The organism is Bacillus sp. AR2-1, from assembly GCF_008368755.1.
GTDB classification, from domain to species: domain Bacteria; phylum Bacillota; class Bacilli; order Bacillales; family Bacillaceae_G; genus Bacillus_A; species Bacillus_A wiedmannii.
The window spans coordinates 41,265-65,923 of sequence record NZ_QORY01000020.1 but is presented as its reverse complement, the minus strand read 5'-3'; the positions used below and the strand labels follow the sequence as shown (position 1 = coordinate 65,923).

Genomic DNA, 24,659 nt, shown 5'->3' with positions numbered 1-24,659 from the left:
TTTAACTCCTTACTCTAGGCTATTTCAAATTTAACACCATCTTCTCCTCATACTTATCATCCCATTTAATCACAACCTCTATCGGTTCATCTTTAGATAGAGGTGCACAACTTACACAAGAAGACTTCATTTCAATCCTTGCTCCTTTATGAACTTCTGAAGTTTGCGTCATTGCACTAAAGGTTTCATTAATAGCAATCTCTAAATTTTTAAATTCTGTATTTCCATCTCCGCCCTTATACTGAAACGTAAACATTCCATCTTCACTGTCATCCTTAATATATCCTTTATATTGCCCCGTCCAACTTTTGCTCTCGCTAGAAAAAGTAACATACGAAATCGAACAACTTCCTAAAAAGAAAATACTAATGAAAAAGAATAACGCTCTCTTCATAATGCTCCTCCATTCAAAAGCACTTATTTATTGTCTATTTCTTCCTCTTATTATATTATAAAAATACAGAATTTTCTAAAATAGGAGGTTTATATGTTACAACAACAGTTAGAAGAAATTCGTAATAATAATTACATATTGGATAACACACTTAACATTGATTCTTTAAGTTCCAATATGCTTGAGCATATCGGTGTTACCGATAGCTATTTAAGAGACAAGCTCATCTACTCTACTTTTTATAATCTCATCAAAAAGGACTACATTTCACACACGCAATTAGAGAAACTATTATTAGAAAGCATCAGTGACAAATATTTATTGTATAAGATTCATTCGGATGACGAAGATGCTGTATTTACCCGCGCATTTACAACATTATTAATTGCGCTCATTATTGATGCCGATACAAATCATAATTTCTTATCACAGACTGATATTTTAAATGTGAAAGATCAATTAATTCTATATATGAACAATGAGCATGATTTCCGCGGATATGTGCAAGACCACGGCTGGGCACATAGTATCGCTCACGCTTCTGATACATTTGAAGCGCTTGTTCGTAGTCCTAAACTGGAAACTTTACATTACGAAGAACTATTAAAAACTTTATTAAACAAAGTTTGTGTTCATTCCATCTATTACAAATATGAAGAAGATGAACGTATCGTTTATCCGATTGTCGCAATGCTGCAAAATGGCCTAAAGGAAGAAGTACTCATATTAGCCCTTCATGATGTAGTAGCTCAATTACCCGTCAAAAAACAAACATTACATATTGAATCGTACGAGTACCTATACGGAAATATAAAATCTTTCTTACGTAGTTTGTTTTTCCGACTACGCACACTGTCTATATGTGAAGAAACCGAATGCAAAATTGAAAAATTGCTACGAGAGCTTCCAAGATATTATTAAAAAAAGAAGGCCACTCAAAAAGTGCCTTCTTCTATTTCACTAATATTTAATTGAAATTTCACGATCCAAACTGAGAAAAGGTGGACAAGAATCGCAAACACCATACATGCTCCGCTTAAAAAAGTTAGTATAGGATGCGAATACACGTGCCCTAATCCATAGGATATCGCCACGAAAAACATTGTTATGTAAATATAAATTGCTCCATGTATTTGCCTCATATTAACCTCCTTTTCCCATATTATAACATAAATTTTCTGATTATTCACATTAATCTCTTGTAATCAATATTTCTCAACTGTTACACCTCTAACAGCAGCCTTAATATACGGTGCTCCTTGTAAACTTTGTAAATCCTCTGTTTTACCTGTTACGACTACACCGTATATTGGTAGGTCTTTTGGTTTCGTATTTTTTATTTCTTTATAATATTGTTCAAAATAATCACTTGGTATACCTTCACTATTTTTTGCTAAATACTTCATTTGGTATAGAAACTCTTTTGAGTTTATTGTTACATCATTTTTCACATCTTCTTTTACTTTTGCATAACTCCCTTCAAACCCAAAAACATTTTTAGCCATTTCTGCATTTAATATTGCGCCATTTTTAGGATCTTTTAGCCCTACATAAGAATCACTTTTCTTTTCATTATATGTATCTACCCAAAACCAAACTGGCTGTACACTTTTGGGAAGCATCTCAGTAATTTGTTCAACTGTATACGATTTATCAAAAGATAAGGCTACTTCTGCAACTTTATTTTGCAAATCCCCAATATTTTTCAGGTCATCCACATAATTTTTATAAGTAACGAAAGGTAAATAAAACCTCATTTCTCTTTGCATTGTTTGTACATTATAGTCTGGTATCGCAACAGCCTCTTCGCCCCTTTTTTCCTCATCTAAACTAACAAGCTCACCATTGTAGTGCTTCATACTATAATCCCATATGCCAGATTCATATATATCATTTACCCATTTTACTGGTTGGCCAGCTATATTTTTATACGAGTTATATATTACCGTACTCCCTGTAACACCGAGACTTAAATACATACTTCCACTGAAACGAATATTAGGGCCTTGAACCCTATGTAGTGCATTCATTTCTCTTTCCATTTTTCTAAACGTTTGCTGAGAAAAATACGCTGCTCCCAAAAACAAACTTACTATAACAATAATGGACGCACAAATAGAAATAAGCCAATTTCTCCAAAGTTGCTTCCGCTTCGCTCTCTTCATCAAAACTTTCATCTGCTTATCATCCATATTCAAATCAAAGTCTTTCCGACTCATCGTTTCTCCTCCTATACAATTTTTTAAATTGATTTCTTGCACGGTACAAACTTGTTTTTACTGTATCTTCTTTCATACTTAATAAAATGGCAATTTCCTTATAAGATAGTTCATATTCATATTTCAACAGTAAAATATGACGATGATCCTCCGTCATCGTCTCCAATATTTCTTGTACCTCGCCTTGTAGTTCACTTGTTAAAAGCACTTCATCTAATGACTTTTGGCCAATAAGAACGACAGATTCAATCGCAATGGGATTTAGCCTTTTTTCTTTCCGATATAAATCTCGGTGTTGATTGATTGCAACCCTAAAGAGCCACGGTGTTAAATGCTCTAACGGTATTTCCTCCATAAGCAATAAAGCTTTATACAGCGTATCTTGCACAATATCTTCCGCTTCTTTTCTATCTGCTCCAATCTTAATTAAGTATCCAAACACAGCTTTTGACTTCTCTATTAATAACGATTCAAACGTATCATGACTCATTCTGCTCTCCCTTCTATATACTCAACGTTTGAGAGCGTAAAATGTATACAGCTTTTCTATAATTTTTTTCAAAATAAAAAGCACACCTATTTTGATGCGCTTCTCTCCAACATACTATTCTATTATTTCATCGCTTCCTTCACAACATCTTGAATCATAACGACTTCTGTTTTCATATCAACAGACAGTGCTTCTTCATCAATACATTCATACCAAAACGCTAAGTGCTTTTTATCAATTTCATGATGAGAATTTTCGACAGGAATCCCGCCTTCTCCTTGCACAGAATACCAATATAAGTATTCTTCTCCATCTCTTATTTCCCGGAAAATTGTCTCAACGTACATCTTTTCGTCGTTTAGTGTCAAAAGCACTTCTTTCATATTGTCATTAAGAAGCTGCATCCATGCATCTACACGCTAACTTTTACCTTGTTTCACTTTGAATCTCGTTAACTCTACATTCATTTTTATTCCCCCGTTTTCTTGCGTACAAACAATCTATATTCTATTGGATGATTAAAACTTAATTTACTAGCTAGTTTTTGCGAAGGAATATTGTCTACATAACAATCCCAGCACGGTGTAATATCATTTTGCATGCAATGTTCAATGAACCGTGTTGCAACAGCTTGTGCTAATCCTTTCCCTTGATATGCTTTATGCGTCACAATATCAATTTCAGCAAATCCATTCCCGTTAAATATCGAAACACATTCAGCTACAATCATCCCATCTTGTTCTATACAAAATCCGAAACCACCGTTCAAAAATAGCTCTTTTGATCCCCAATATTCTTTATAATACTCCTCTGTAAATTCATTGCTTCGTTCTATATCACTTTTATCAATACGCTTCACTTCATATGTATTTTTGTTTGCATCTCGTTTTCTCTCTTCAAAAATTTCTCGTTGAAATTTCATTCGCAGGATGTTCCGAAGTGTATTACTAAAACGCTCTTCTAACTTCATTTCCCACTCCTCACTCGAAGTGAACAATGTAAATCTCTTCTCTGTTTTTTCAATAGCCATTTTTAAATACGCAAATAAATATTCGTTATAATTGTGATCATCCGTATCACCAAATACATAATAGATACCGTTAGCTGTACGAATTAACCCTGCTGTTAACTTCTCGTTGGCAAAAATCTCGCCATCTATCATTTGGTCACATACCGCATAAGCAAACGTCGTCGTTGTTGTATTACTTTCTAAAATCGGAAAGATTTTTCTATACTCAGCTACAGATAATTTTTTCATAGCTGCTCCACTTTAATCGTATCAGCTTCTATATTTTCAAAACAAAGATTTACTGTTCTCTTTAACGCTCTCGTTCTATGAATCGTGCATACTGGAATTAAGATAGAATCATTTGGCTTTAAAACCGCCGTTTCTCCATCTTCAAAATCGATAAGTAATTCTCCCTCTAACACAATAAATAATTCATCCGAATTAGAATGATAGTGCCAATCATATTCACCAGTAAATACAGCGATTCGTAAGCAATGACTATTTACATTTGAAACGAAGAAGTTTTTATGTTGATCTTGAATGCCCTTCGTTAATTCTAATAAATTCACAGTCTCCATATTTCGTCCCACCCTTTCATTAGTCGTTCTTCTTCAAAAACAACTTAGTCTCCACCACCTCCGCAATCTCCTCCACTATCACTTGAGCTGCTACAATCGTTGCTACTGTAGTCACCGAATCCACTTGATGAGCTTGAAGCATCTGAAGATTTTTTTCTCATTTTTCTTTGCTTATCGTTCTTACTTTCATAACTAGGCCACACTTTATTAAATAATATAAAGAATAAGACTAGCTCTATTGCGACAAGGAGATACCCAAAAACATTCTCAATAATATTGGGTGTTATCCCAAAACTGTAAAACACCCTAGCTGAATAAAGACACAAAATTACATACAGAGCCATACAAATATACCGAAATGTTTTCTCTATCATAATGACTATTTTTTGTGATAGAGGTATGTTCTGTTCCTGTTTTTTCTTCATATACTTTTGTCTTTTAACTTGCCTTTTCTTCCTCTTTTTACTCCCCATTGAATCTCCTCTTCCGACTTCTTTTTTCATTTAATTCCAAATTATCACAAAAAATAACATTATAACAAGCTATATTTCACGTAAAGTTTTGTTTACTTTTTGTAAAGTTTTATTTACTTATTACCTAAAAATGGATATAATAAATGTAACAAATTTACAAAAAGGAGACTTTGTATATTTGATTAAAAATAAGGTGAAACAATTCCGCGTCATTAGAGACATCACCCAAGAACAATTAGCTTCCTCTGTTCAAATCACTAGACAATCCCTCATCGCTATCGAGAAGAATAAATACAACCCGAGTTTAGAATTAGCATTGAAATTATGTGAGTTTTTCAACTGTAAAGTAGAAGATTTATTTCAATTAGATAAAACTGGGGAGGAAAAAGAATGAAAAAACCTTTTAATCAAAAGTTCATTTCGCATCTTACCTTTTTATTGTTAGGTTCAACTTTTCTTTATTTCACTAGTAATGATGAAGAAAAAATTACTTCTGTCCTTCTATTCGCTGGCGTATTTATACTCTTAGACTCGATACTATTCGTAGTGAAACAAATATTCTTTAAGAAAAAAAAGAGCGATCCCGAAAAATATCCATTACCTGAGATGGATGAAAGAATCGAGAAGATGAGTTTAAAACTTATGGCGCAAATTTTTGGTCTCTCTCATTTAATCGGTTCTGCGATACTATTTATTTTATATATCACTGACAAAAATTCGATGATACGAGTTGAGTATGCCTTGTATTACTTATTCGGCATTCTTTTCTTTACAATGATGTTCGGATTGAAAATTGTAAAGAAACTAGACAATTAATCCAAGCAAAAAGCCCCTCCTTACAAAAGGAGGGGCTTACATGTATTTCTATTATGATAAAGCAGGAGCTTTTTCAAGAAGCTCTTTCGCATCAGCATATTGTAAACCGTGTGCTTCTGCAACTGCTTCGAATGTTACATATCCGTCTAATGTGTTAATACCTTTTAATAATGCAGTGTTGCCTAAGCAAGCATCTTTGTAACCTTTGTTCGCAATTTGTACTGCATATGGTACTGTTACGTTTGTTAATGCAAGAGTTGATGTACGTGGAACCGCACCTGGCATATTAGCAACTGCATAATGAACAACGCCATGTTTTTCGTAAGTTGGGTTGTCGTGAGTTGTAATACGGTCAGTTGTTTCGAAAATACCACCTTGGTCAATCGCGATATCTACAACGACAGAACCTGGTTCCATTGATTGAATCATTTCTTCTGTTACAAGTTTTGGCGCTTTTGCACCTGGAATTAATACCGCACCAATAACAAGGTCAGATTCTTTTACAGCTTCTGCAATGTTGTATGGATTAGACATTAACGTTTTTACTTGGTTACCGAAAATATCATCTAGTTGACGAAGACGCTCTGCACTTAAGTCGATGATTGTTACATCTGCACCTAAACCTACTGCAATCTTAGCTGCGTTTGTACCAGCTTGACCACCGCCGATAATTGTTACTTTGCCACGTTTTACCCCTGGAACGCCTGCAAGTAAAATACCTTTACCGCCTTTGTTTTTCTCAAGGAATTGTGCACCGATTTGTGCAGACATACGACCAGCTACTTCACTCATAGGTGCAAGTAATGGTAAAGAACGATTGTCTAATTGCACTGTTTCGTATGCAATTGATACAACTTTGTTATCAATTAATGCTTTCGTTAATTCTGGTTCTGGAGCTAAGTGTAAGTATGTGAATAAAATTAAACCTTCGCGGAAATAGCCGTATTCACTTGCAACTGGCTCTTTTACCTTCATAACCATATCTTGATTCCATGCTTCTTCAGCAGTTTCAACAAGTTTCGCACCAGCTTGTACGTATTCTTCATCTGTAAAGCCTGATCCTATACCTGCTCCTTTTTGAACAAAAACTTCATGACCATTTTGTACTAAATGTACAGCTCCCGCTGGCGTCATCGCCACACGGTTTTCATTGTTTTTAATTTCTGTTGGAATACCGATACGCATTATTAGTTCCCCCTTGAGTTATGAAATGACCCCTGAATCATTTTTTAAAGCGCTTTCTACGCTCTTATATTTTAACATAATATCTCAATATTTGACAAAAAAATAATACAAGTTTTCCGATAGATTTAATCTCACATTAAAGGACAGTATTATCCGCACCTCTCAGCGTAAAGGATAAACTGTCCAATTATTCAAAACTTCACCTTATTTCGCTCTATCGATGTCTATGAATAACATCTACTGCACCAGTTACTTCAATAATTGTACCGGTAATCATATCGGAATCGTCTTCACATAAAAACGAAATCGTTCTTGCGATATCTTCACCTGTTCCAGATCTACCAATTGGTGTTTTATGTTCTTTCAATTGACGTGCTTCTTGAATTGTCGCTTCTTTCATTTCACCAATAATATCACCAGGACATACCATATTTGCAGTAATACCATATTCTGCTTCTTCGTAAGCAATTGTTTTCGTTAATGAAACAAGTCCTACTTTCGCTGCTGCAAAAGCTGAACGATAAATCCATCCCGGTGCGCTATCTGCCCCTTGGAATCCGTAATTAATAATACGGCCAAAGTTCTGTTTTCTCATAACCGGAACGACAAGTTTTAATAAATGAAATACCGCTGTTAAATTACCCTGAATCATTTCATTCCATTCGTCTTCTTCATAATCGACTAACTTTTTTCGTTCAAATACATATGGACCAGCATTATTAATTAAAAAGTCAATTTTACCAAAACGGCTTATCGCTTCTTCTACTATTTTATGTAAATCTTCCTTTTTCGTGACATCCGCTTGCACGAATTGTAGACGCTCTTCCATATTTTTATATGTTTCTTTCATCGTTTCCATAGCAGTTATATCGCTATGATATGTTACTGTTACTGAATACCCTTTAGCCAATAACTTTTCTGTTACTTGCTTTCCTAAACCTTTCGTACCGGCTGTAATGAGCGCGTGTCTCACAAACATGCCTCCTTTTAAATTGCTATACTTCATATGTAACAAGTTCTCGCCTCAATTACAACTAAAATGAATTAAAGCAAAGTTTTCAAAATTCTGTAACGTTTCTGGCAAGCACATTACCAAAATTTGCTTTATAATAAAGTTGTAAACGGTAATAAAAATGATTGGGAGGAATTTACTATGAATAATACATATACAAATATTTTAATCGCGGTGGATGGTTCTAAAGAAGCAGAAAGAGCTTTTAAAAAAGCAATTCAAGTCGCAAAACGCAACAATGCAACATTAACAATTGCTCATATCGTTGATGTAAAAGCATACTCAGCAGTAGAAGCTTATAGCCGCGCAATTGCTGAACGTGCAAATCTATTTGCAGAAGACTTATTAGAAGACTACAAAAAAACTGCGCTTGAAGCTGGCCTTGAAAAAATTGAAACTGTATTAGAATTTGGTAATCCTAAATCTAAAATTTCAAAAGAAATCGCTCCAAACCATAAAGTAGATTTAATTATGTGTGGTGCAACTGGTTTAAATGCTGTTGAGCGTTTCCTAATTGGTAGCGTCTCTGAACATATTATTCGCTATGCGAAATGCGATGTCCTTGTTGTTCGTGGTGATGAGGAGCAAGGTGATCTTTAATTCATAAATAAAACACCAAGTCCACATGTTTTACTGGTGGATAAGGGAAATGAAGCTTTAGGCTTGAATGAACAATAAATACATGTTGCTCAACAATGATAAAAAAGGAGTGGGTAATCCACTCCTTTTTTTCACGAATGTGTAAGAAGAATAAAGATGTTTCATTTTACTCATAAAAATAAATCTTCTCTGTTTTTCTCCACTCTTACATGGATTTTAAAATCCTCATTTTTTAATTGATTTTCTAATCAAGTTTAAACTGTATTCTACTTAATTCTTTGAGTAATTGGATGGTCATCTTTTAGTTGTAACAAATCCCATAAATTCCCGTACAAATCCTTGAATACTGCAACTATTCCATATTCTTGCTCTTTCGGCTCTCTCACAAATTCTATTCCTCTTGAAATCATTTCATTATAATCTCTCCAAAAATCGTCAGTATTTAAGAAAAGAAAAACTCTGCCGCCTGATTGGTTACCGATAAAGGAATCTTGCTCAGGTTTAGATGCTCTAGCCAGTAATATTGTGGTGCCGACTGAACCAGGAGGAGATACCACTACCCATCTTTTGTTTTGCTCTGGCTGATATATATCTTGGACTAGTGTGAAATTTAGTTTCTTTGTATAGAACTCTATTGCCTCATCGTAGTCTTTTACTACTAATGTGATATGAACTATTGATTGAACCATTATTATCCCTCCTATTATTACTGAATAAGCAAATTATAGTATAACATTTCTTGCTTTAATCTATCTATTAGCTTAATAACACAGGCTCTTGTTTTTCTTCATTTCACATACTTCACTATAAATACAAAACAAACAACCACTACAACAGCTACTGCCAACACATATGGCGGTAAGAACTTCAAAGACCATAATGCCATCATGATAGTCGCAACCATTAAATACGATTGTCGTGCATCTTCTGTCATTTTTTTACGAAGCAAGAATACATACAAATAACCGATTGGCGGCGTAATAAAGCAAAGAACATATATAATTTTAGATTTCAAATACCATTTTTGTTCCCCGAGCTTCTGTATATCTTCTTCTATTCTCTTATGCTCTTGCTCTCTCGCTTCTTCTACAAGCGGATTTTCCTCTTCTCCTCGCTTTTCTTTCATATAAGGAAGAAAGTGCACGAAAAAATAGTATGCAAATACGAACGCTCCAAATCCAATATTTAATCTTTCTAACGGAATATGCTCACTAAAAAAAACAGCAGCAATCACTAAAGAAAAACAATACGTCGTCATCCAAAATGAACGTTTTCTCTTTTTCCGTTCCATTTCTTTTTTATCTTGTACATATTTTCTTTTCGAAAGCCATATCGAAATACAGCAATCTACTACAAATAGAATAAAGATAAATATCCCAACGTGTACTGTTTCTACATCCTCAAATGAAAAGATATTTGGGAATGCAACATGTAATACAATTAGCGTGTACAAAATTATCCCTATAAAATAAATACGTCTCATTTTCCATTCCTTTCTTATTTCCTAACTTTAGGTTAACATACATTTTTTAGAAACAGACGGACAAAATATATATGTTAAAAAAGGAGGATGCTATATGAATGATTCTGAACGTATTATTTTAGATGTGAACGGGAAAGAGCTCGAAATGTTAGATACAATCCGTACACATTTTAAAGAAAAACATGGTGTGGAACTAAGTAATGGTGCATTACTTAGAGATTTGATGGATATTGAGTATATTCGAATTACGGAAGATCGACATAAGTATGATTAACTTTAAGCAATAAAAATCACAAAAAAGGTACGCTTCTCTCTACTAAGATTCGCGTACCTTCTGCCCTATAAATCAATCAACTTCCAACAAACTCTCCAACTAATCCCTTCGCCTTCTCCAAAGCTTTCTCAATTTGCTCAAATCCTGTCCCGCCAGCACTGTTACGACGCTTTACAGCTGCATATGGTGAAAGAACTTCATACAAATCTTCTTCAAATAATGAGCTCATTTCTTTATATGTTGCAAGTGGTACATCTACTAAATAAATTCCTTTTTGTGTGCAGTGTAGCACTAGCTTCCCAACAATTTCATGAGCTTGACGGAATGGGAGTCCTTTGCTGGCCAAGTAGTCAGCAATTTCTGTTGCGTTAGAGAAATCTTGCGTCACAGCTTGCCCCATTTTTTCTTTGTTTACAGTCATCGTCTCTAGCATGCCTGCCATAATATGAAGGCAGCCTTCTACTGTTTTTACTGTATCAAACATTCCTTCTTTATCTTCTTGCAAGTCTTTATTGTAAGCGAGCGGTAATCCTTTCATGACCGTAAGTAAACTAAATAAATTACCATATACTCTGCCTGTTTTACCACGAATAAGTTCCGCCATATCCGGATTTTTCTTTTGTGGCATAATGCTGCTTCCCGTTGCGTATTGATCGCTCATTTCAATAAATTGAAACTCTTGGCTACTCCATAAAATAAGTTCTTCGCAGAAGCGTGATAAGTGCATCATGAGCATAGATGAGTTACTTAGGAACTCCAGTATGAAATCACGATCGCTTACTGCATCTAAACTATTTTCATAGAGTCCATTAAATCCAAGAAGCTCCGCACTATATTCTCGGTCAATCGGGAATGTTGTCCCAGCTAACGCTCCTGCTCCTAATGGTGAAATGTTAATGCGCTTTAATGAATCTTCATAACGATTCACATCACGCTCTAACATCCAAAAGTAAGCGAGAATATGATGAGCAAATGAAATTGGCTGCGCACGCTGCAAATGCGTATAACCAGGCATAATGGTTTCAATATTATTTTCTGCTTGATGAACAAGAACAGTTTGCAATTGTTTTGTAGCTTTTATAATATGTTCTACTTTTTCTTTCAAATATAAATGCATATCAGTCGCTACTTGATCATTACGGCTTCGTCCTGTATGAAGTTTCCCTCCTACTTCACCGATTTGTTCAATTAACATTTTTTCAATGTTTAAATGAATATCTTCTGCTTCTACTGAGAATTGAAGCTTATTCTCTTTTGCTTCTTTTAATAAATACTGAAGCCCTATCTTTATTTTCTCTGCTTCTTCTTTCGTAACGATACCTTGCTTTGCTAGCATCGTTACGTGCGCAATACTTCCCTTTATATCTTGATTTACTAATTGTTGATCGAAGGGGATGGATGCTCCAAACTCTTCAACCCACGCTTCCGCTTCTTCTGTAAAACGTCCGCCCCAAAGTTTGCTCACGCTTCCACCTTCTTTTGATTCACTTGGCTGTATACTTTCGTCGGTAAACCGAATAATGAAATGAATCCAACTGCTGCATCATGATTAAATTCGTCCTGAGCAGTATATGTTGCTAATTTTTCGTCATATAAAGAGTACTCAGATTTACGTCCTTCTACAATCGCATGGCCTTTAAATAATTTCACACGCACTGTACCTGTTACATTTTTTTGCGTTTCTTGTAAGAAGGCATGAAGCGCTTGTTTTAAAGGAGAGAACCATAAACCGTTATAAATAAGTTCTGTTATTTTCTGCTCAATCACCGGTTTAAAATGTGCTACTTCTTTTACGTGCGTTAAATCTTCCAGCTCTTTATGTGCTGTGATTAACGTCATTGCCGCTGGACATTCGTATACTTCACGCGATTTAATACCAACGAGGCGATTTTCTACGTGATCGATACGTCCAACGCCATGTTTTCCAGCAAGCGCATTTAACGTTTTAATTAATTCTGAAAGTGAATATGCAGTGCCATTTAAAGTAGTCGGTACACCTGCTTCAAAGCCGATTTCTACAAACTCTGGTTTATTCGGTGTATCTTCTAATGCCAATGTCATCTCATACGCATCTTCTGGCGGCGCTGCCCATGGATCTTCTAAAATACCACATTCGTTACTGCGTCCCCATAAGTTTTGATCGATTGAAAACGGGCTGTCTAAATTAATCGGAATGGGTACATCGTTTTCTTTTGCATATGCAATTTCTTCTTCACGTGACCATTTCCATTCACGTACAGGCGCAATCACTTCTAAGTAAGGATTTAACGCTTGAATAGAAACTTCAAAACGAACTTGATCATTCCCTTTCCCTGTACATCCGTGTGCAACTGCAGTCGCCCCTTCTTGTTCTGCAATTTCTACTAATTTCTTAGCGATAAGTGGACGAGATAATGCAGAAACGAGAGGGTATTTCCCTTCGTATAACGTGTGCGCTTGCATCGCCATCAATGCATATTCATTTGCAAATTCCTCTTGAACATCAATCATATATGATTTAATTGCACCTACTGAAAGTGCCTTTTCTTTTACGAATGCTAAGTCTTTACCTTCCCCTAAATCTAAACAAAGCGCGATAATATCATAATTCTTCTCTTTTAACCATTTAATTGCAACGGAAGTATCAAGACCTCCAGAATATGCTAATACCACTTTTTTCTTCTCCATTTTGCATCCCCCTAAAGAATAAATATTCATTTTCTTTTATAATAATACACACTTTAACACCTTTCACAAAATGTATCAAGAGTCATTTTCAAATTTTTTCAAACAATTCCGTCGAGCTTCTTTCTGTTTTCATGTACAATATAAGCAGGAAAACGGGGGGGAACTTATGGAAAAATATTTCTTATACGATGATCATCTAGGAATTGAAATTCCGTATTTACAAGAAGATTGGGAAGATATCCCCGAAAAAATACAGCATGCTATTTTATTAAAGTGGGAACAAGTTCGAGGAAAGATTCCTGATCGTATAAAAGAACTCGAGCACTCTATTAATGCAAAACAGCATCATTTAAATAACGAAGAAAACTTCGAAATTTCTTGCAAACTTAATTCAGAAATTGCCGATCTCGCTTCCATCATTAATGACCTTTGGCTTTGGTATCGACTCACTCAAAATGTATCTGAGGGAAAAGCACACCAATGAAAAAAGCATGTCCCTCAATTACTTTGGGTCATGCTTTTTTGTCGTAACACGATTTACAATATATTTCTTGTGCTGTTTTCGCTAAACACACATCGAACGGTCCAACTAATATACTTCTTTCCTTTGGCAACTTTACAAAAGCAACGAGCTCTTCTTCATATTGAATCTTTTTCTGACATGAAACGCATACTAATTCTTTTCTTTTGAACATGTCTTTTAGCATATCTTCTCTCTCCCTTTCATCTATCTATATTGATATAATCTCATAACAATTAAGACTTGTAAAAAAATGACACATTCTGAAGCGAATTATTCATATACTATGTACAAAAGGAGGTCTCAATTTTATGCGAGCTTTCATTATTATCGCTTTAACTTTTTTAAGTGTGATTAGCTGGGATGCGTTTTTTAAAGATAAAGGTGACCAGAAAGATACAACTGAATAAACGCCATCTCTTTCTTACTTATTGGACAAACTTTAAAACACTGTCCAATTCTGCAAAATAACTTAGGCTTTTCTACAAAAATATTTAAACATAACAATTTTTGTAGATTTCCTCCGCTTATTGTCGGTTTCCATCCGCATACATTTTTTGAAAGTATGATATAATAATATAAATCTTGAAGGAAGGGATTTTGATATCATGATCGCTCGAAGGAGCATGTGGCATCGTATTGACGAATCATACACGTAGCGTATTTTTCAGCTCAGATACTTTAGTCTAGCGAAAAAAATACGAGAGTGGGGAAATTATGATTGCCCGAAGGATAATTTGGCAAAAAAAAGACTCTTCTTACACGTAGCGTTTTGTTTAGGACTTAATTGTTACTAGCTAAACAAAACAAAGAAGAGCAGGATTGCTAAATGAAGAATCCTACTCCACGTTTTGTTTAGTCGTTTTAAGACTTAAACTAAAACGAAGGTAGGGAGAATTGATGGACGAGAGGATTATTCGTTATTTCTTCAGCGACATATAGCGTAGTTAGTTTTTTTCGTAAACTAACTGAAGCTACATGTGAGCTCGTAGTTAGTTTACAACACAAAAAGGACTACTAACTACGGAAAGAAGGAATAACGATGAGGAACATCCAAAGTCGACAAATTATTAAAGAAATTTTTATGGTTTTAATCGGTTCATTTATTTTAGCAGCAGCGCTATATCACATTCACTTCCAAAACCACTTAACAGAAGGTGGATTTGTAGGAATTGCACTATTTATCCAAAATTTTTATGATATTTCACCATCTATTTCAACTGTAATTATGGATATCCCAATTATTTTATTATGTGCTTCATTTTTAGGTAAAAAAATGGTTGGTTATTCATTCCTAGGTTCGATTTCATTCGGAGTATTTTATTCTCTTATGGAAAATTATTCTCCATTTACGGTCGATTTATCAAATAATTTATTTATAGCTGCAGTAGTTGGCGGTGCGTTAGCTGGTATTGGACTCGGTTTTATATTGCGATTTGGCGGTGCAACCGGCGGAGACGACATTTTAACAATTGTATTAAGTAAACGAACTCGTTTTACAATTGGGCAAATTTTCTTCGTCTTTGACGCGATTGTTCTTGCGCTTTCATTATATTATTTAAATTGGACAGAAATTGCTTTTACTATTCTTTCAATTGCTGTACAGGCAAAAACATTGGATTTAATTTATTATCCAAAAGCAGAGAAAAAAGCAGAAAAGCAACCAGTATCTATTCCAATGTCCAAAAAGCATGCAACAAATTAAAAAAAGCGAAAGGCTTCGGCCTCTCGCTTTTTTTACGCTCTTTTTTCCTTCTCGACTATGTGGCGCACTTGATAAAATCTATTTGCAAATTCAGTAACATTTCTTGTTAAACGATAGTTCACTGTAGACCCGATTGCCATTCCAATTACCGGAATACCTTGGAATAATTTACGACGAAGAGCATAAATCGAAAATGTTTTCAAAATTTGTTTTAACACAACCTCAGTAGAAGCTGGTTGTAATACCGCTTCGTCTCCTTCATAGAAGAACGAATCTTCTTGCTCTAGCTCTTGCAGTAAATTGTACCATGCGTATTGCTGAAGCCTTCCTGGTAGTAATGACGCATGAAACACCTTTAACGCAAGCATCATTTCATAAGGCTTGTTCACATCATGTCCAAATGATGTTGCAATAAGTTGGACAGCCTTCACATTTAATGCAATCATAACCGGAAAATCAGCCGTTAATAATAATAAACCTCCAGCACCCGTTGCTCCGCCTTGTACGAATGAATATAGGCGATGTCGCGCTGTTTGCTGCTCTGCTATGTATGTTAACTGATCAATAGATAATGCTTTCAAATCTTCTAGTTGCTCAATTGATTCATCAAATAATCTCGACGTTCCTAAAATACGATTACGCGCGTCTAACTGTGATTGTGAACTTTGAATCAATGCATGCAAATGAAAGAGCCATCCATCTGCTTTCGTAAAGAAATCTTTTCGTTTTTTCTCAGGTAATTTCGCAATTGTCGTATGTACCCATTTATCAAAAATTTTTTGAAAATCAGTCGCTTCTTGCTCAACTAATTGCGATTCCCATTCTTTTATATTGTCTAAAATGGCTTGTTCTCGCTTCGATCGCATCGTAACAACCACCTCGTTCGATTTTTTTCTATTGTAACATATTTCTGCTTATTCTTTGCAAATATGCTTGTCTATCTTTATTCACATTCCATTTTTTAGTGACATAAAATATTAGCAAAAAGGATGAGATAAATCACATGAATCTATCCAATATAAAAAAAGAATATAATGCAGTATTCAGCTTAGGACAAAACTGCTGGCCTGCTTGGGCGTTATACCAATTCGAATTATCACCCTTTTTTGGTGTTATCGATTTTATGCTAAGCCCTTCATTAGAAAAAGTGAATGTATTATTACAAAATCGATTTGACCGTTTTCTACAGTTCGAAAACTTATCTTTCATCTCATTTTGGGATGATGGTGCGAAATTAAGACTCCGTGACAACCTATATGAAATCGACTCCTGCCACGACTTTAAAACAGATGTAAACACACCAATTTCTTGGCCTTCTTATACAGAAGTTAAGTTAAACTATGAGCATCGAATTCATCGTTTTCTAACTACAATTGAAACGGCAGAATCCATATTGTTTATTCGAACTGGAGGAACATACGAAGAAGCGCATTCTTTGGAACACATTTTATCTCAAATAGTTAAACATAAATTCTCTGTCCTATTACTACTTCCTGCAGATGTACCAAATGTTGCCCAAGAAGATTGGGGATTACAAAATATTTGCGTTATAAAATGCCCTATTATGGATGTATACCAGTACAATGAAGCATTTTGGAGTGACCTATTTGATGGACTCACGATTAGACCGCAGTCCTAAATACACGATACTTTTTATTACAAAACACATTATAATCATCCTTATACAAAAGAAATAAGGAGTGATTATATATGTATCCACGTGCAAAAGCTTTTGGCATTGCTATACATCACGGTAGACTTCTCGTACAAGAATATCATACAGGCGATGAAACATATTACCGACCTCTTGGCGGTTCAATTGAACTTGGTGAAAAATCAGCACATACCGTTATTCGCGAATTTCAAGAAGAGCTTCACACAGAAGTGGAAATCACCAATTATTTAGGCTGCTTAGAAAATATCTTTCATCTAGATGGAGAAATTGGTCATGAAATCATTCAGCTATATTCTTTACGCTTATTAGACATGTCACTATATGAAATGGAAATACTGAATATACAAGATGAACAAACACTGTCATATGCAAAATGGATTTCCCTCACTGCATTCATTCAAAAAGAGAAAGCACTATATCCAGATGGAATCTTGAAATATATCCAATAGAAAAAAGACGAAACCCTATAGGATCTCGTCTTTTTTTCATATAGTATATTAACCAATATCTCCAAGACGTAGTACGTCACGAGCGATCATAACTTCTTCGTCAGTTGGAATTACGATAATTTTTACTGGAGAGTGTGGGAAGCTGATGAATGCTTCTTCACCAAATACGTTATTACGTTTTACGTCGAAGTATACGCCCATGTACTCAAGGCCTTCTAATACACGCTCACGAATAATCGCACTGTTTTCACCTACACCAGCTGTAAAGATGATAGCGTCAACGCCTTTCATACGAGCTGTGTAAGAACCGATGTATTTGTGGATACGGCTTACGAATACATCAAGTGCTACTTTCGCACGGTGGTCGCCTTCTTCTTCTTTCGCAATGATGTCACGTAGGTCACTAGAGTAACCAGTAAGACCTAACATACCACTCTTCTTGTTTAATACGCTAACTACTTCTTCTACTGTTTGGCCTGTTTTTTCCATGATGTATGGAATTAAAGCAGGGTCAATGTTACCAGAACGTGTACCCATTGTTACACCAGCAAGTGGAGTGAAGCCCATAGAAGTATCGATAGATTTACCGCCTTCTACTGCTGCGATACTTGCACCATTACCTAAGTGACAAGAAAGTAAGCTTAAGCTTTCAAGTGGACGACCTAATAATTCAGCCGCACGCTCAGTTACGTATTTATGAGAAGTTCCGTGGAAACCGTATTTACGGATACCGAATTTTTCATAGTACTCATATGGTAGGCTGTATAAGAATGCAGATTCCGGCATTGTTTGGTGGAATGCTGTATCGAATACTGCTACTGCTGGTACGTTTGGTAATACTTCTTGGAATGCTTTAATACCAACAAGGTTTGCTGGGTTATGAAGTGGTGCTAAATCGCTTAACTCTTCGATATCAGCTAATACTTCATCAGTAATTAAAACAGAGTCAGCAAATTTTTCGCCGCCGTGAACAACACGGTGACCGATACCGCCAATCTCATCTAGAGACTTAACGATTCCGTTTTCAGTTAATTTTTTAAGAAGCATATTTACTGCTACTGCATGATCTGGAATATTTGTAATTTCTTTTTGTTTTTCGCCATCTACAGTAATAGTGAAGATACTATCTTCTAAACCGATACGTTCTACTAAACCTTTTGTTAATACTGTTTCACTTGGCATTTCAAATAATTGGAATTTTAAGGAAGAGCTTCCTGCGTTAATCGCGATGATTTTTGACATCTAGTCTTTCGCCCCTTTTTCTCTTGGTAGTTGTGTGGATATGTCCACAAACCGCTCGATTTTATCTGATCAAATTCACTAAATATGAAAACGTTTCATCATTAGTGAATTTTATACTCACGATTTTAATTTAAACATCGTCCGACATATATTTCAAGTGAAAAAATTGTAACACCAAGAAAAAATATATATTACAGATTTCAAAAAAATTCAGTTTAATCTAGTATATATTTAAAAATATGACATATCCTATAAAACTGTACTACATGAATTACTAATCCTGTTACATATACCTTGCCTTATTTGTGGGTTGCAAACCAAGTATTTAATTGATCCATAATGTTCTCCATCGCCTTCATGTTGGAGAATTTAGGTAACTCCACTAATAACGCCTGTTTTGGCATTGTTACACTAGGACCTTTCTTTTGGAGAACAAATATACTTTTTGCATTTTTCTCGTTTTTAAACATGGAAACAGGTAGCTGTAATAGCCCTTGAATAAAACATGTTTCTTTAATAAATGCATGTAATTTTGGTGCTTGATCACTTTCAAAAATGAAGTTTGGTACTAGGAAGAATAAGTACCCGCCTTCTTTCGTATGTTTCACACTTTGTTCAATAAATAGGTGATGGGCATACGACATTCCTTGATCTGCTTTTAACTTATATTCACTTGCACCGATTTCATTTGGATAGTAACCAATCGGTAAGTCTGAAACGACTGCATCAACCGGATCGATATAAAGTGGCGCTAGTCCATCTTGATGGAAGAATTCGATTGCATGCTTTTGTAAATTCGCATTTACTAAAGCAAGTTTAATTAACACTTCATCCACTTCTACACCAAATCCACTCATTGCTAGTCCTTCTTTGGCGCTATTAAATACTGTAGTCATTAAGTTACCTGTTCCAATTGCAGGATCTAAAACAGTAATTTCGTTTTGCCCTTGCATAAATTTATGGAATAAGTAGCTCATGAACATTCCAACTGCATCAGGCGTCATTTCGTGATTCGCTTGTACGCCTTCTTTCATTCCTTTTAAAATGGCTAACTGAAATGCTTTACGAATTTCTTCACCTTTATATGTTTCTTCATTAAACGTACTATATTCACGATTCAGCCTTTCAATTGCTGATTCGGATAATTCCTCTTGTAAAATTGCTCCTTCAAACAAGTTATCACCTGTTTCTACAAGCGCCTCTAAATATGTTACATCTAATTCTTTACGTAAAACTACCGCAGAAGAATCAAAAATAGAAAATAATGTTTCTACTGTCTGACTCACGTACATTCCTCCTTCTCTCTTTTACACATAACTTATATCATACCACAAAGTGTTTTTTTCCAAAAAGAAAAAGCGACCTCCTGCAAAGAGCTCCCCTTTAAGTTATATATGATATAACGTTTTTTCTCATATATTGGTACCATTACGCAGCAATACATGAGAAAAAACGACCTCTTTATAAGAGGTCATTTCTTCACATTATTTTGCCGCTTTAGCTGCTTCTAATGCCGCTTCATAGTTTGGATGGCTTGTACCTTCGCTTACGTATTCTGCGTAAACTACTTTGTCGTTGCTATCTACTACGAATACTGCACGAGCAAGTAAACGAAGCTCTTTCATTACTAAGCCGTAAGCTTCACCGAATGAAAGATCGCGGTGGTCAGAAAGTGTAACAACATTTTCTAAACCGTTTGCTGCACACCAGCGTTTTTGAGCGAATGGTAAGTCAGCGCTAATTGTTAACACTTTCGCGTTTTCAATACTTGCTGCATCTTGGTTAAAACGACGTGTTTGTGCATCACACACACCTGTATCGATTGAAGGTACAACACTAATTAATTTTACTTCGCCTTTGTATGTTTCTAAACTTACTGGAGATAAGTCATTTGCTAATACTTGGAATTCTGGCGCTTGATCGCCAACTTTAACTTCTGTTCCAACTAAAGTCATTGGGTTACCTTTAAAAGTTACGTTTGCCACTTGAAAATCCTCCCTTATTTAAACAAAATATGTACAATGTAAATGATAGTTTGTCCCTATCGATAATGCAAATAAAATCGCTTTATTTACAAAAAAATTAAAGAAGCTAATCCATTGATTAGCTTCTTTATTCGTTAAATTTGAAATTCAGGATCGTCTTCTTTTCGTTTATCCATCATTTCTTTCACTTTATCAACAGCTTGTGGTGCTAATTCAATTATTTTATCGATGACGTGTGTTTGCTTATCTAAATGCAACACTTTTACACCTTCTCCATTTATTACAAGAAAAGCAACAGGATTAATAGAAACTCCTCCACCACTTCCCCCGCCAAATGGATGACGGCCTGAATGTTCTACTTTACCAAATTCACTTCCACCAGCAGCGAATCCGAAACTAACTTTTGAAACGGTAAGAATTACACTTCCATCTGCCGCTTTAATCGGATCACCAACAATTGTATTTACATCAGTCATTTGTTTTAAATGCTGCATTGCGGTTGTCATTAAACCTTGAATTGGATGGTCCACTTTATATCCCCCCTATGCTTGAACTGATTTTTCATTCGTACCAGATCTTTGTCTTCTCATAAACGTGAGTAATTTGATACCCGTTTTTATAGCACGAAATATACGAAAAGATGCTGTTAACTCACATCTTGATGCAAATCCTTTCCCTTGAAAAACAGGGGTGATTTCAAATTCTGGTACGTCAACAATATGCATATATTGTCCTACAACTCCAGCAGCCATTCCTTTTGTCCCCCATGCATATCCAGTGACAATTCCAGTACTAGCTGCATCACCTGCTCCAATTTGGGTGTGCCATTTCCAACCATTGATTTTTACTCGTTTGAGAAAATCTTTAACGATAGTATGAACTTCTTGCAGCTTTTTTATCAGTTCCCCTATACTATCAAGTTGTGCCATAATTTTATTATCAATTCCGCCTTCTTCTTCAGCTTTTTCGATTTTCTCTCCTGTCTTTTTCTGCTGTTTTTCAATTCTTTCCAATACGTCAAACGTATATCGAATCATCCATATTTTCACTTGAAACAAACATTGCTTTTCCATTTCTGAATATAAAAATGTCACTTTAAGCTTTATTTTCGACAATAGTATAAGCAAAATAAAAAGGAGAAGAATTATTATTCCAATCACGAGCCACTTCATACGTATCATCCTTTCACTCCGTACCCATTATCGACAAGTTTATTCATCATTAAACAGAATCCTTTAAAATTGAATATAAAAATTTTTCTAAAAATAAAAAGGGATTTTGACATTTTATATCGAAATATATTATTTGAACATATCGTCGGGGAACATATTTGGATGATATGTAGCACGAAGAACAGAAAATTTAACTGCAGTGGAGGGATACATAATGGCAGATCGTCGCAATTTATTTTTCTTTTATGGTGATGACAAAGCAACGCTCGTTGAAAAAATGAAACCAATCTATCGTATTTTAGAAGAGAATGGTTTTACCATATTAGATCATTCAAAAAATGCAAACGCTATCGTCAGTGTTGGAGATGATGCAACTTTCTTACAAGCCGTTCGTCAAACTGGTTTTAGAGAAGATTGTTTATACGCAGGGATTTCTACGAAAGATGAAACTTCTTTCTACTGCGATTTCCATATTGATCACGTCGATACAGCCCTTCAAGAAATTACAAAAAATGAAATTGAAGTGCGAAAATATCCAACAATTCAGGTAGATGTAGATCACGGTACATCTTTCCATTGTTTAAATGAGTTCTCATTACGCTCTAGCATTATTAAAACATTCGTTGTAGATGTTCACGTTGATGATCTATATTTCGAAACATTTAGAGGGGACGGTTTAGTTGTTTCTACCCCAACAGGAAGTACAGCTTACAATAAATCATTACATGGTGCGGTTGTTGATCCGCTTATCCCATGCTTCCAAGTAAGCGAATTAGCATCTTTAAATAACAACACATACCGTACGCTCGGTTCACCATTCATTTTAAATCACGAGCGTACACTAACTTTAAAACTACGACCAGACGGTAACGATTATCCAGTTATCGGTATGGATAATGAAGCGCTTAGCATTAAACAAGTGGAAAAAGCTGTTGTACGCTTAAGCGATAAACAAATTAAAACAGTTAAATTAAAAAACAATTCCTTCTGGGAAAAAGTACAGAGAACATTTTTATAGCATTAAAATAACCGCCGAATTATGGGATCCCATAATTCGGCGGTTATTTATTTCTCTCGCTACCGACCACTATTCTTGTCATTTTTTATCGGTAAGTCGATATATTTTCACACGTCTTTCCTATACACAATCTTCCCATCAATTACCGTCATTTCTGCTTGTACTTCTTTTATTTCTTCTGCCTCTACCTCAAATATATTTCGATCTACTATCGTAAAGTCCGCTTCATATCCCTTTGCGATTTTCCCTCGCTTCGCTTCTTTTCCGATTGCATAGGCACTTCCTGTTGTAAATAAAGAGATAGCTTCATATACCGTTAATCTTTCCTCTGGCATATAGCATACGCCGTCAATAAAACTTCTACGTGTAACAGCACTATATATGCCTAAAAACGGATTCACTTGTTCAATTGGCGCGTCAGACCCACCGTTGCAGTGTAATCCCGCTTCTAGTAACGTCTTCCAAGCATATGCATATCGAAGACGATGCTCGCCTAGTTTTTCAATGACTGATGGGAAGTCCGATGACACAAAGACGGGCTGAATATCGATAATAGCCGGCAAGTGTTGCATTCTCTCAATCAATTCTTCACGAGCTAACTGACAATGAATAATACGATCGCGAAAACCTTCTGCTGGTGGATATAATTCAAGTGCATCAATGACATATTCAAGCGATAAATCACCTATTGTATGAATCGCAACTGGCATATGTAAATCCCGTGCTTTTTTCACTAACTCCGCAAGCTCTTCACGTGAGAAGATTGCAACTCCATTTGTTTCCTGCGCATCTTCATACGGTTCACTTAATAAAGCTGTTCTTCCGCCAAAAGAGCCATCAGAAAAAATTTTCATCGCTCCAAATTCAATATAATGCTCATTTTCATATTCTTTTCGCTCATGTGCCACTTCATGGTGAACGAGCAAATGCGCTTTAAAGGGCATTTCTTTTATAACATGAGAAAACGCATTATGCGTTTTTCTAAAACCACCGTAATAATTTAAATCTTCCGTATGCCCACCGACGAGTCCGTATTGCCAGCAATCTTTAATCGCTGTTTGCAGAGCTCTTTGTAAGTAGGCTTCATCAATTTCAGGCTGAACATGTTTTATTAGTTCTTGTCCTTGTTCATATAAAAGCCCTGTTAAATTATTCAATGCGTCCCGGCCGACTTTTCCTCCTTTCGGGTCTTGCGTCGTCTCTGTTATGTTCGCTTCTTGCAATATGTATGAATTCACCCATGTAACGTGGCGACAAACGCGCTTTAATAAAATGGGGTGTTCTTTAGAGATTTCATCTAAATCACGTACATGAACTTGTTTTGTATCTGTAAAATTATTTTCATTCCAGCCTTCTCCAATAACCCAAGAACCTTTTGGCGCTTCTTCTACTCGCTTCTGAACAAGAGTCAACACTTCGCTATAAGATGTACAATTTGATAAGTCTAGACGGAGTAACCTCTCCCCGTGCCCAATAAGATGCATATGACTATCAACGAGACCTGGGATCATCGTTTTGCCTTTTAAGTCATACAACTTCACGTCTGAATATCGACTTTCTAGCTCTTCCTTACTCCCAGCATCAACAATCATGCCCTTTTCAACATAAATAGCTTCTACTTTTTCATTCTCTTCTCGCATCGTGTAAGTGGTGCCGCCATACCAAATTTCTCCCATATGCTCATCCCCCTTTT

Annotated in this window: 31 protein-coding genes and 1 pseudogene; 10 read left to right on the top strand and 22 right to left on the bottom strand. The window is 35.5% G+C overall.

Annotated elements, in window-relative coordinates; all coding sequences use genetic code 11:
* Window positions 1-19 precede the first annotated feature (19 nt).
* Window positions 20-394, bottom strand: coding sequence for a hypothetical protein (locus DT250_RS23135; RefSeq protein WP_097916527.1), 375 nt, complete (start codon window positions 392-394; stop codon window positions 20-22).
* Between the two features lie 93 nt (window positions 395-487).
* On the opposite strand from DT250_RS23135, the gene DT250_RS23130 reads away from it, so the two are divergent.
* On the top strand, window positions 488-1,315 hold the full coding sequence (locus DT250_RS23130) for a DUF2785 domain-containing protein (protein WP_149213755.1): 828 nt from the start codon (window positions 488-490) through the stop codon (window positions 1,313-1,315).
* Between the two features lie 14 nt (window positions 1,316-1,329).
* Here the strand turns inward: DT250_RS23130 and DT250_RS23125 are convergent, their stop codons facing one another.
* From DT250_RS23125 to DT250_RS23095, 7 genes and pseudogenes are all read right to left on the bottom strand, one after another.
* Window positions 1,330-1,536 (bottom strand): hypothetical protein, encoded by a 207-nt coding sequence (locus tag DT250_RS23125; RefSeq protein ID WP_149213754.1) that lies wholly within the window; start codon window positions 1,534-1,536, stop codon window positions 1,330-1,332.
* 63 nt (window positions 1,537-1,599) lie between these two features.
* Window positions 1,600-2,613 (bottom strand): anti sigma factor C-terminal domain-containing protein, encoded by a 1,014-nt coding sequence (locus DT250_RS23120; protein WP_000087170.1) that lies wholly within the window; start codon window positions 2,611-2,613, stop codon window positions 1,600-1,602.
* A complete protein-coding gene (locus DT250_RS23115) occupies window positions 2,594-3,103 on the bottom strand; it encodes an RNA polymerase sigma factor (RefSeq protein WP_149213753.1) in 510 nt (169 codons plus the stop codon). Before DT250_RS23115 ends, DT250_RS23120 begins: the two co-directional genes overlap by 20 nt.
* Before the next feature lie 122 nt (window positions 3,104-3,225).
* Window positions 3,226-3,570 (bottom strand): annotated as a pseudogene (locus DT250_RS23110) (DUF6176 family protein).
* Between the two features lie 2 nt (window positions 3,571-3,572).
* A complete protein-coding gene (locus tag DT250_RS23105; RefSeq protein ID WP_149213752.1) occupies window positions 3,573-4,361 on the bottom strand; it encodes a GNAT family N-acetyltransferase in 789 nt (262 codons plus the stop codon).
* Window positions 4,358-4,690, bottom strand: coding sequence for a cupin domain-containing protein (locus DT250_RS23100; protein ID WP_149213751.1), 333 nt, complete (start codon window positions 4,688-4,690; stop codon window positions 4,358-4,360). The genes DT250_RS23105 and DT250_RS23100 overlap by 4 nt, the downstream gene beginning before the upstream one ends.
* A gap of 44 nt (window positions 4,691-4,734) precedes the next feature.
* The gene (locus tag DT250_RS23095; protein WP_088064561.1) at window positions 4,735-5,163 is read right to left on the bottom strand and encodes a hypothetical protein; all 429 of its coding nucleotides are present in this window, start codon (window positions 5,161-5,163) and stop codon (window positions 4,735-4,737) included.
* A 178-nt stretch (window positions 5,164-5,341) separates the two neighbouring features.
* Here DT250_RS23095 and DT250_RS23090 point away from each other — a divergent pair, with 178 nt between their 5' ends.
* Entirely contained in the window at window positions 5,342-5,557 is a 216-nt protein-coding gene (locus DT250_RS23090) for a helix-turn-helix transcriptional regulator (RefSeq protein WP_000594566.1), read from the top strand.
* Window positions 5,554-5,979 (top strand): hypothetical protein, encoded by a 426-nt coding sequence (locus DT250_RS23085; RefSeq protein ID WP_149213750.1) that lies wholly within the window; start codon window positions 5,554-5,556, stop codon window positions 5,977-5,979. Before DT250_RS23090 ends, DT250_RS23085 begins: the two co-directional genes overlap by 4 nt.
* Window positions 5,980-6,030: 51 nt before the next feature.
* Here the strand turns inward: DT250_RS23085 and ald are convergent, their stop codons facing one another.
* Both ald and DT250_RS23075 read right to left on the bottom strand, forming a co-directional pair.
* Window positions 6,031-7,164, bottom strand: coding sequence for an alanine dehydrogenase (gene ald / locus DT250_RS23080; protein ID WP_001219390.1), 1,134 nt, complete (start codon window positions 7,162-7,164; stop codon window positions 6,031-6,033).
* Between the two features lie 214 nt (window positions 7,165-7,378).
* On the bottom strand, window positions 7,379-8,170 hold the full coding sequence (locus DT250_RS23075; protein WP_060486605.1) for an SDR family oxidoreductase: 792 nt from the start codon (window positions 8,168-8,170) through the stop codon (window positions 7,379-7,381).
* Between the two features lie 147 nt (window positions 8,171-8,317).
* Here DT250_RS23075 and DT250_RS23070 point away from each other — a divergent pair, with 147 nt between their 5' ends.
* Window positions 8,318-8,776, top strand: coding sequence for a universal stress protein (locus DT250_RS23070; protein WP_001066680.1), 459 nt, complete (start codon window positions 8,318-8,320; stop codon window positions 8,774-8,776).
* 266 nt (window positions 8,777-9,042) lie between these two features.
* On the opposite strand, the gene DT250_RS23065 is transcribed toward DT250_RS23070, so the two are convergent.
* Window positions 9,043-9,465 carry a VOC family protein gene (locus DT250_RS23065; RefSeq protein WP_149213749.1) on the bottom strand — a complete coding sequence of 141 codons (423 nt, stop codon included), beginning with the start codon at window positions 9,463-9,465 and terminating at the stop codon, window positions 9,043-9,045.
* Window positions 9,466-9,563: 98 nt separating this feature from the next.
* Window positions 9,564-10,259: a hypothetical protein gene (locus DT250_RS23060; protein WP_149213748.1), complete on the bottom strand. Its 696-nt coding sequence runs from the start codon at window positions 10,257-10,259 to the stop codon at window positions 9,564-9,566.
* Between the two features lie 94 nt (window positions 10,260-10,353).
* On the opposite strand from DT250_RS23060, the gene DT250_RS23055 reads away from it, so the two are divergent.
* A complete protein-coding gene (locus tag DT250_RS23055) occupies window positions 10,354-10,533 on the top strand; it encodes a hypothetical protein (protein ID WP_046956214.1) in 180 nt (59 codons plus the stop codon).
* A 76-nt stretch (window positions 10,534-10,609) separates the two neighbouring features.
* Here the strand turns inward: DT250_RS23055 and argH are convergent, their stop codons facing one another.
* Window positions 10,610-11,998, bottom strand: coding sequence for an argininosuccinate lyase (gene argH, locus DT250_RS23050; RefSeq protein WP_149213747.1), 1,389 nt, complete (start codon window positions 11,996-11,998; stop codon window positions 10,610-10,612).
* Window positions 11,995-13,200: an argininosuccinate synthase gene (locus DT250_RS23045; RefSeq protein ID WP_149213746.1), complete on the bottom strand. Its 1,206-nt coding sequence runs from the start codon at window positions 13,198-13,200 to the stop codon at window positions 11,995-11,997. Before DT250_RS23045 ends, argH begins: the two co-directional genes overlap by 4 nt.
* Before the next feature lie 166 nt (window positions 13,201-13,366).
* Between DT250_RS23045 and DT250_RS23040 the strand changes: the two genes are divergently transcribed.
* Window positions 13,367-13,684 carry a radical SAM protein gene (locus tag DT250_RS23040; protein ID WP_088064564.1) on the top strand — a complete coding sequence of 106 codons (318 nt, stop codon included), beginning with the start codon at window positions 13,367-13,369 and terminating at the stop codon, window positions 13,682-13,684.
* 28 nt (window positions 13,685-13,712) lie between these two features.
* On the opposite strand, the gene DT250_RS23035 is transcribed toward DT250_RS23040, so the two are convergent.
* A complete protein-coding gene (locus tag DT250_RS23035; protein WP_000910293.1) occupies window positions 13,713-13,907 on the bottom strand; it encodes a hypothetical protein in 195 nt (64 codons plus the stop codon).
* 855 nt (window positions 13,908-14,762) lie between these two features.
* On the opposite strand from DT250_RS23035, the gene DT250_RS23025 reads away from it, so the two are divergent.
* A complete protein-coding gene (locus DT250_RS23025; protein ID WP_048544413.1) occupies window positions 14,763-15,425 on the top strand; it encodes a YitT family protein in 663 nt (220 codons plus the stop codon).
* A gap of 32 nt (window positions 15,426-15,457) precedes the next feature.
* On the opposite strand, the gene DT250_RS23020 is transcribed toward DT250_RS23025, so the two are convergent.
* The gene (locus tag DT250_RS23020) at window positions 15,458-16,291 is read right to left on the bottom strand and encodes an EcsC family protein (protein ID WP_001256865.1); all 834 of its coding nucleotides are present in this window, start codon (window positions 16,289-16,291) and stop codon (window positions 15,458-15,460) included.
* A gap of 137 nt (window positions 16,292-16,428) precedes the next feature.
* Between DT250_RS23020 and DT250_RS23015 the strand changes: the two genes are divergently transcribed.
* Complete coding sequence (locus tag DT250_RS23015; RefSeq protein ID WP_149213745.1) at window positions 16,429-17,064, top strand: DUF1796 family putative cysteine peptidase; 636 nt, start codon at window positions 16,429-16,431, stop codon at window positions 17,062-17,064.
* 71 nt (window positions 17,065-17,135) lie between these two features.
* Window positions 17,136-17,549 (top strand): NUDIX hydrolase, encoded by a 414-nt coding sequence (locus tag DT250_RS23010; protein WP_087985406.1) that lies wholly within the window; start codon window positions 17,136-17,138, stop codon window positions 17,547-17,549.
* Between the two features lie 48 nt (window positions 17,550-17,597).
* On the opposite strand, the gene ackA is transcribed toward DT250_RS23010, so the two are convergent.
* The 5 genes from ackA to DT250_RS22985 form a co-directional block, all read right to left on the bottom strand.
* Window positions 17,598-18,791, bottom strand: coding sequence for an acetate kinase (ackA, locus tag DT250_RS23005; protein ID WP_000034571.1), 1,194 nt, complete (start codon window positions 18,789-18,791; stop codon window positions 17,598-17,600).
* A 299-nt stretch (window positions 18,792-19,090) separates the two neighbouring features.
* The gene (locus DT250_RS23000) at window positions 19,091-20,077 is read right to left on the bottom strand and encodes a class I SAM-dependent methyltransferase (RefSeq protein WP_141542729.1); all 987 of its coding nucleotides are present in this window, start codon (window positions 20,075-20,077) and stop codon (window positions 19,091-19,093) included.
* A gap of 198 nt (window positions 20,078-20,275) precedes the next feature.
* Window positions 20,276-20,776 carry a thiol peroxidase gene (gene tpx, locus DT250_RS22995; RefSeq protein ID WP_088609301.1) on the bottom strand — a complete coding sequence of 167 codons (501 nt, stop codon included), beginning with the start codon at window positions 20,774-20,776 and terminating at the stop codon, window positions 20,276-20,278.
* A gap of 134 nt (window positions 20,777-20,910) precedes the next feature.
* Complete coding sequence (gene ytfJ / locus DT250_RS22990; protein WP_000350005.1) at window positions 20,911-21,306, bottom strand: GerW family sporulation protein; 396 nt, start codon at window positions 21,304-21,306, stop codon at window positions 20,911-20,913.
* 12 nt (window positions 21,307-21,318) lie between these two features.
* A complete protein-coding gene (locus DT250_RS22985; RefSeq protein ID WP_088064566.1) occupies window positions 21,319-21,957 on the bottom strand; it encodes a DUF2953 domain-containing protein in 639 nt (212 codons plus the stop codon).
* 205 nt (window positions 21,958-22,162) lie between these two features.
* On the opposite strand from DT250_RS22985, the gene DT250_RS22980 reads away from it, so the two are divergent.
* Entirely contained in the window at window positions 22,163-22,966 is an 804-nt protein-coding gene (locus DT250_RS22980) for an NAD kinase (protein ID WP_048544426.1), read from the top strand.
* A 107-nt stretch (window positions 22,967-23,073) separates the two neighbouring features.
* On the opposite strand, the gene DT250_RS22975 is transcribed toward DT250_RS22980, so the two are convergent.
* Window positions 23,074-24,642, bottom strand: a complete 1,569-nt coding sequence (locus DT250_RS22975; protein WP_149213744.1) for an amidohydrolase — start codon at window positions 24,640-24,642, stop codon at window positions 23,074-23,076.
* Between the last annotated feature and the right edge of the window lie 17 nt (window positions 24,643-24,659).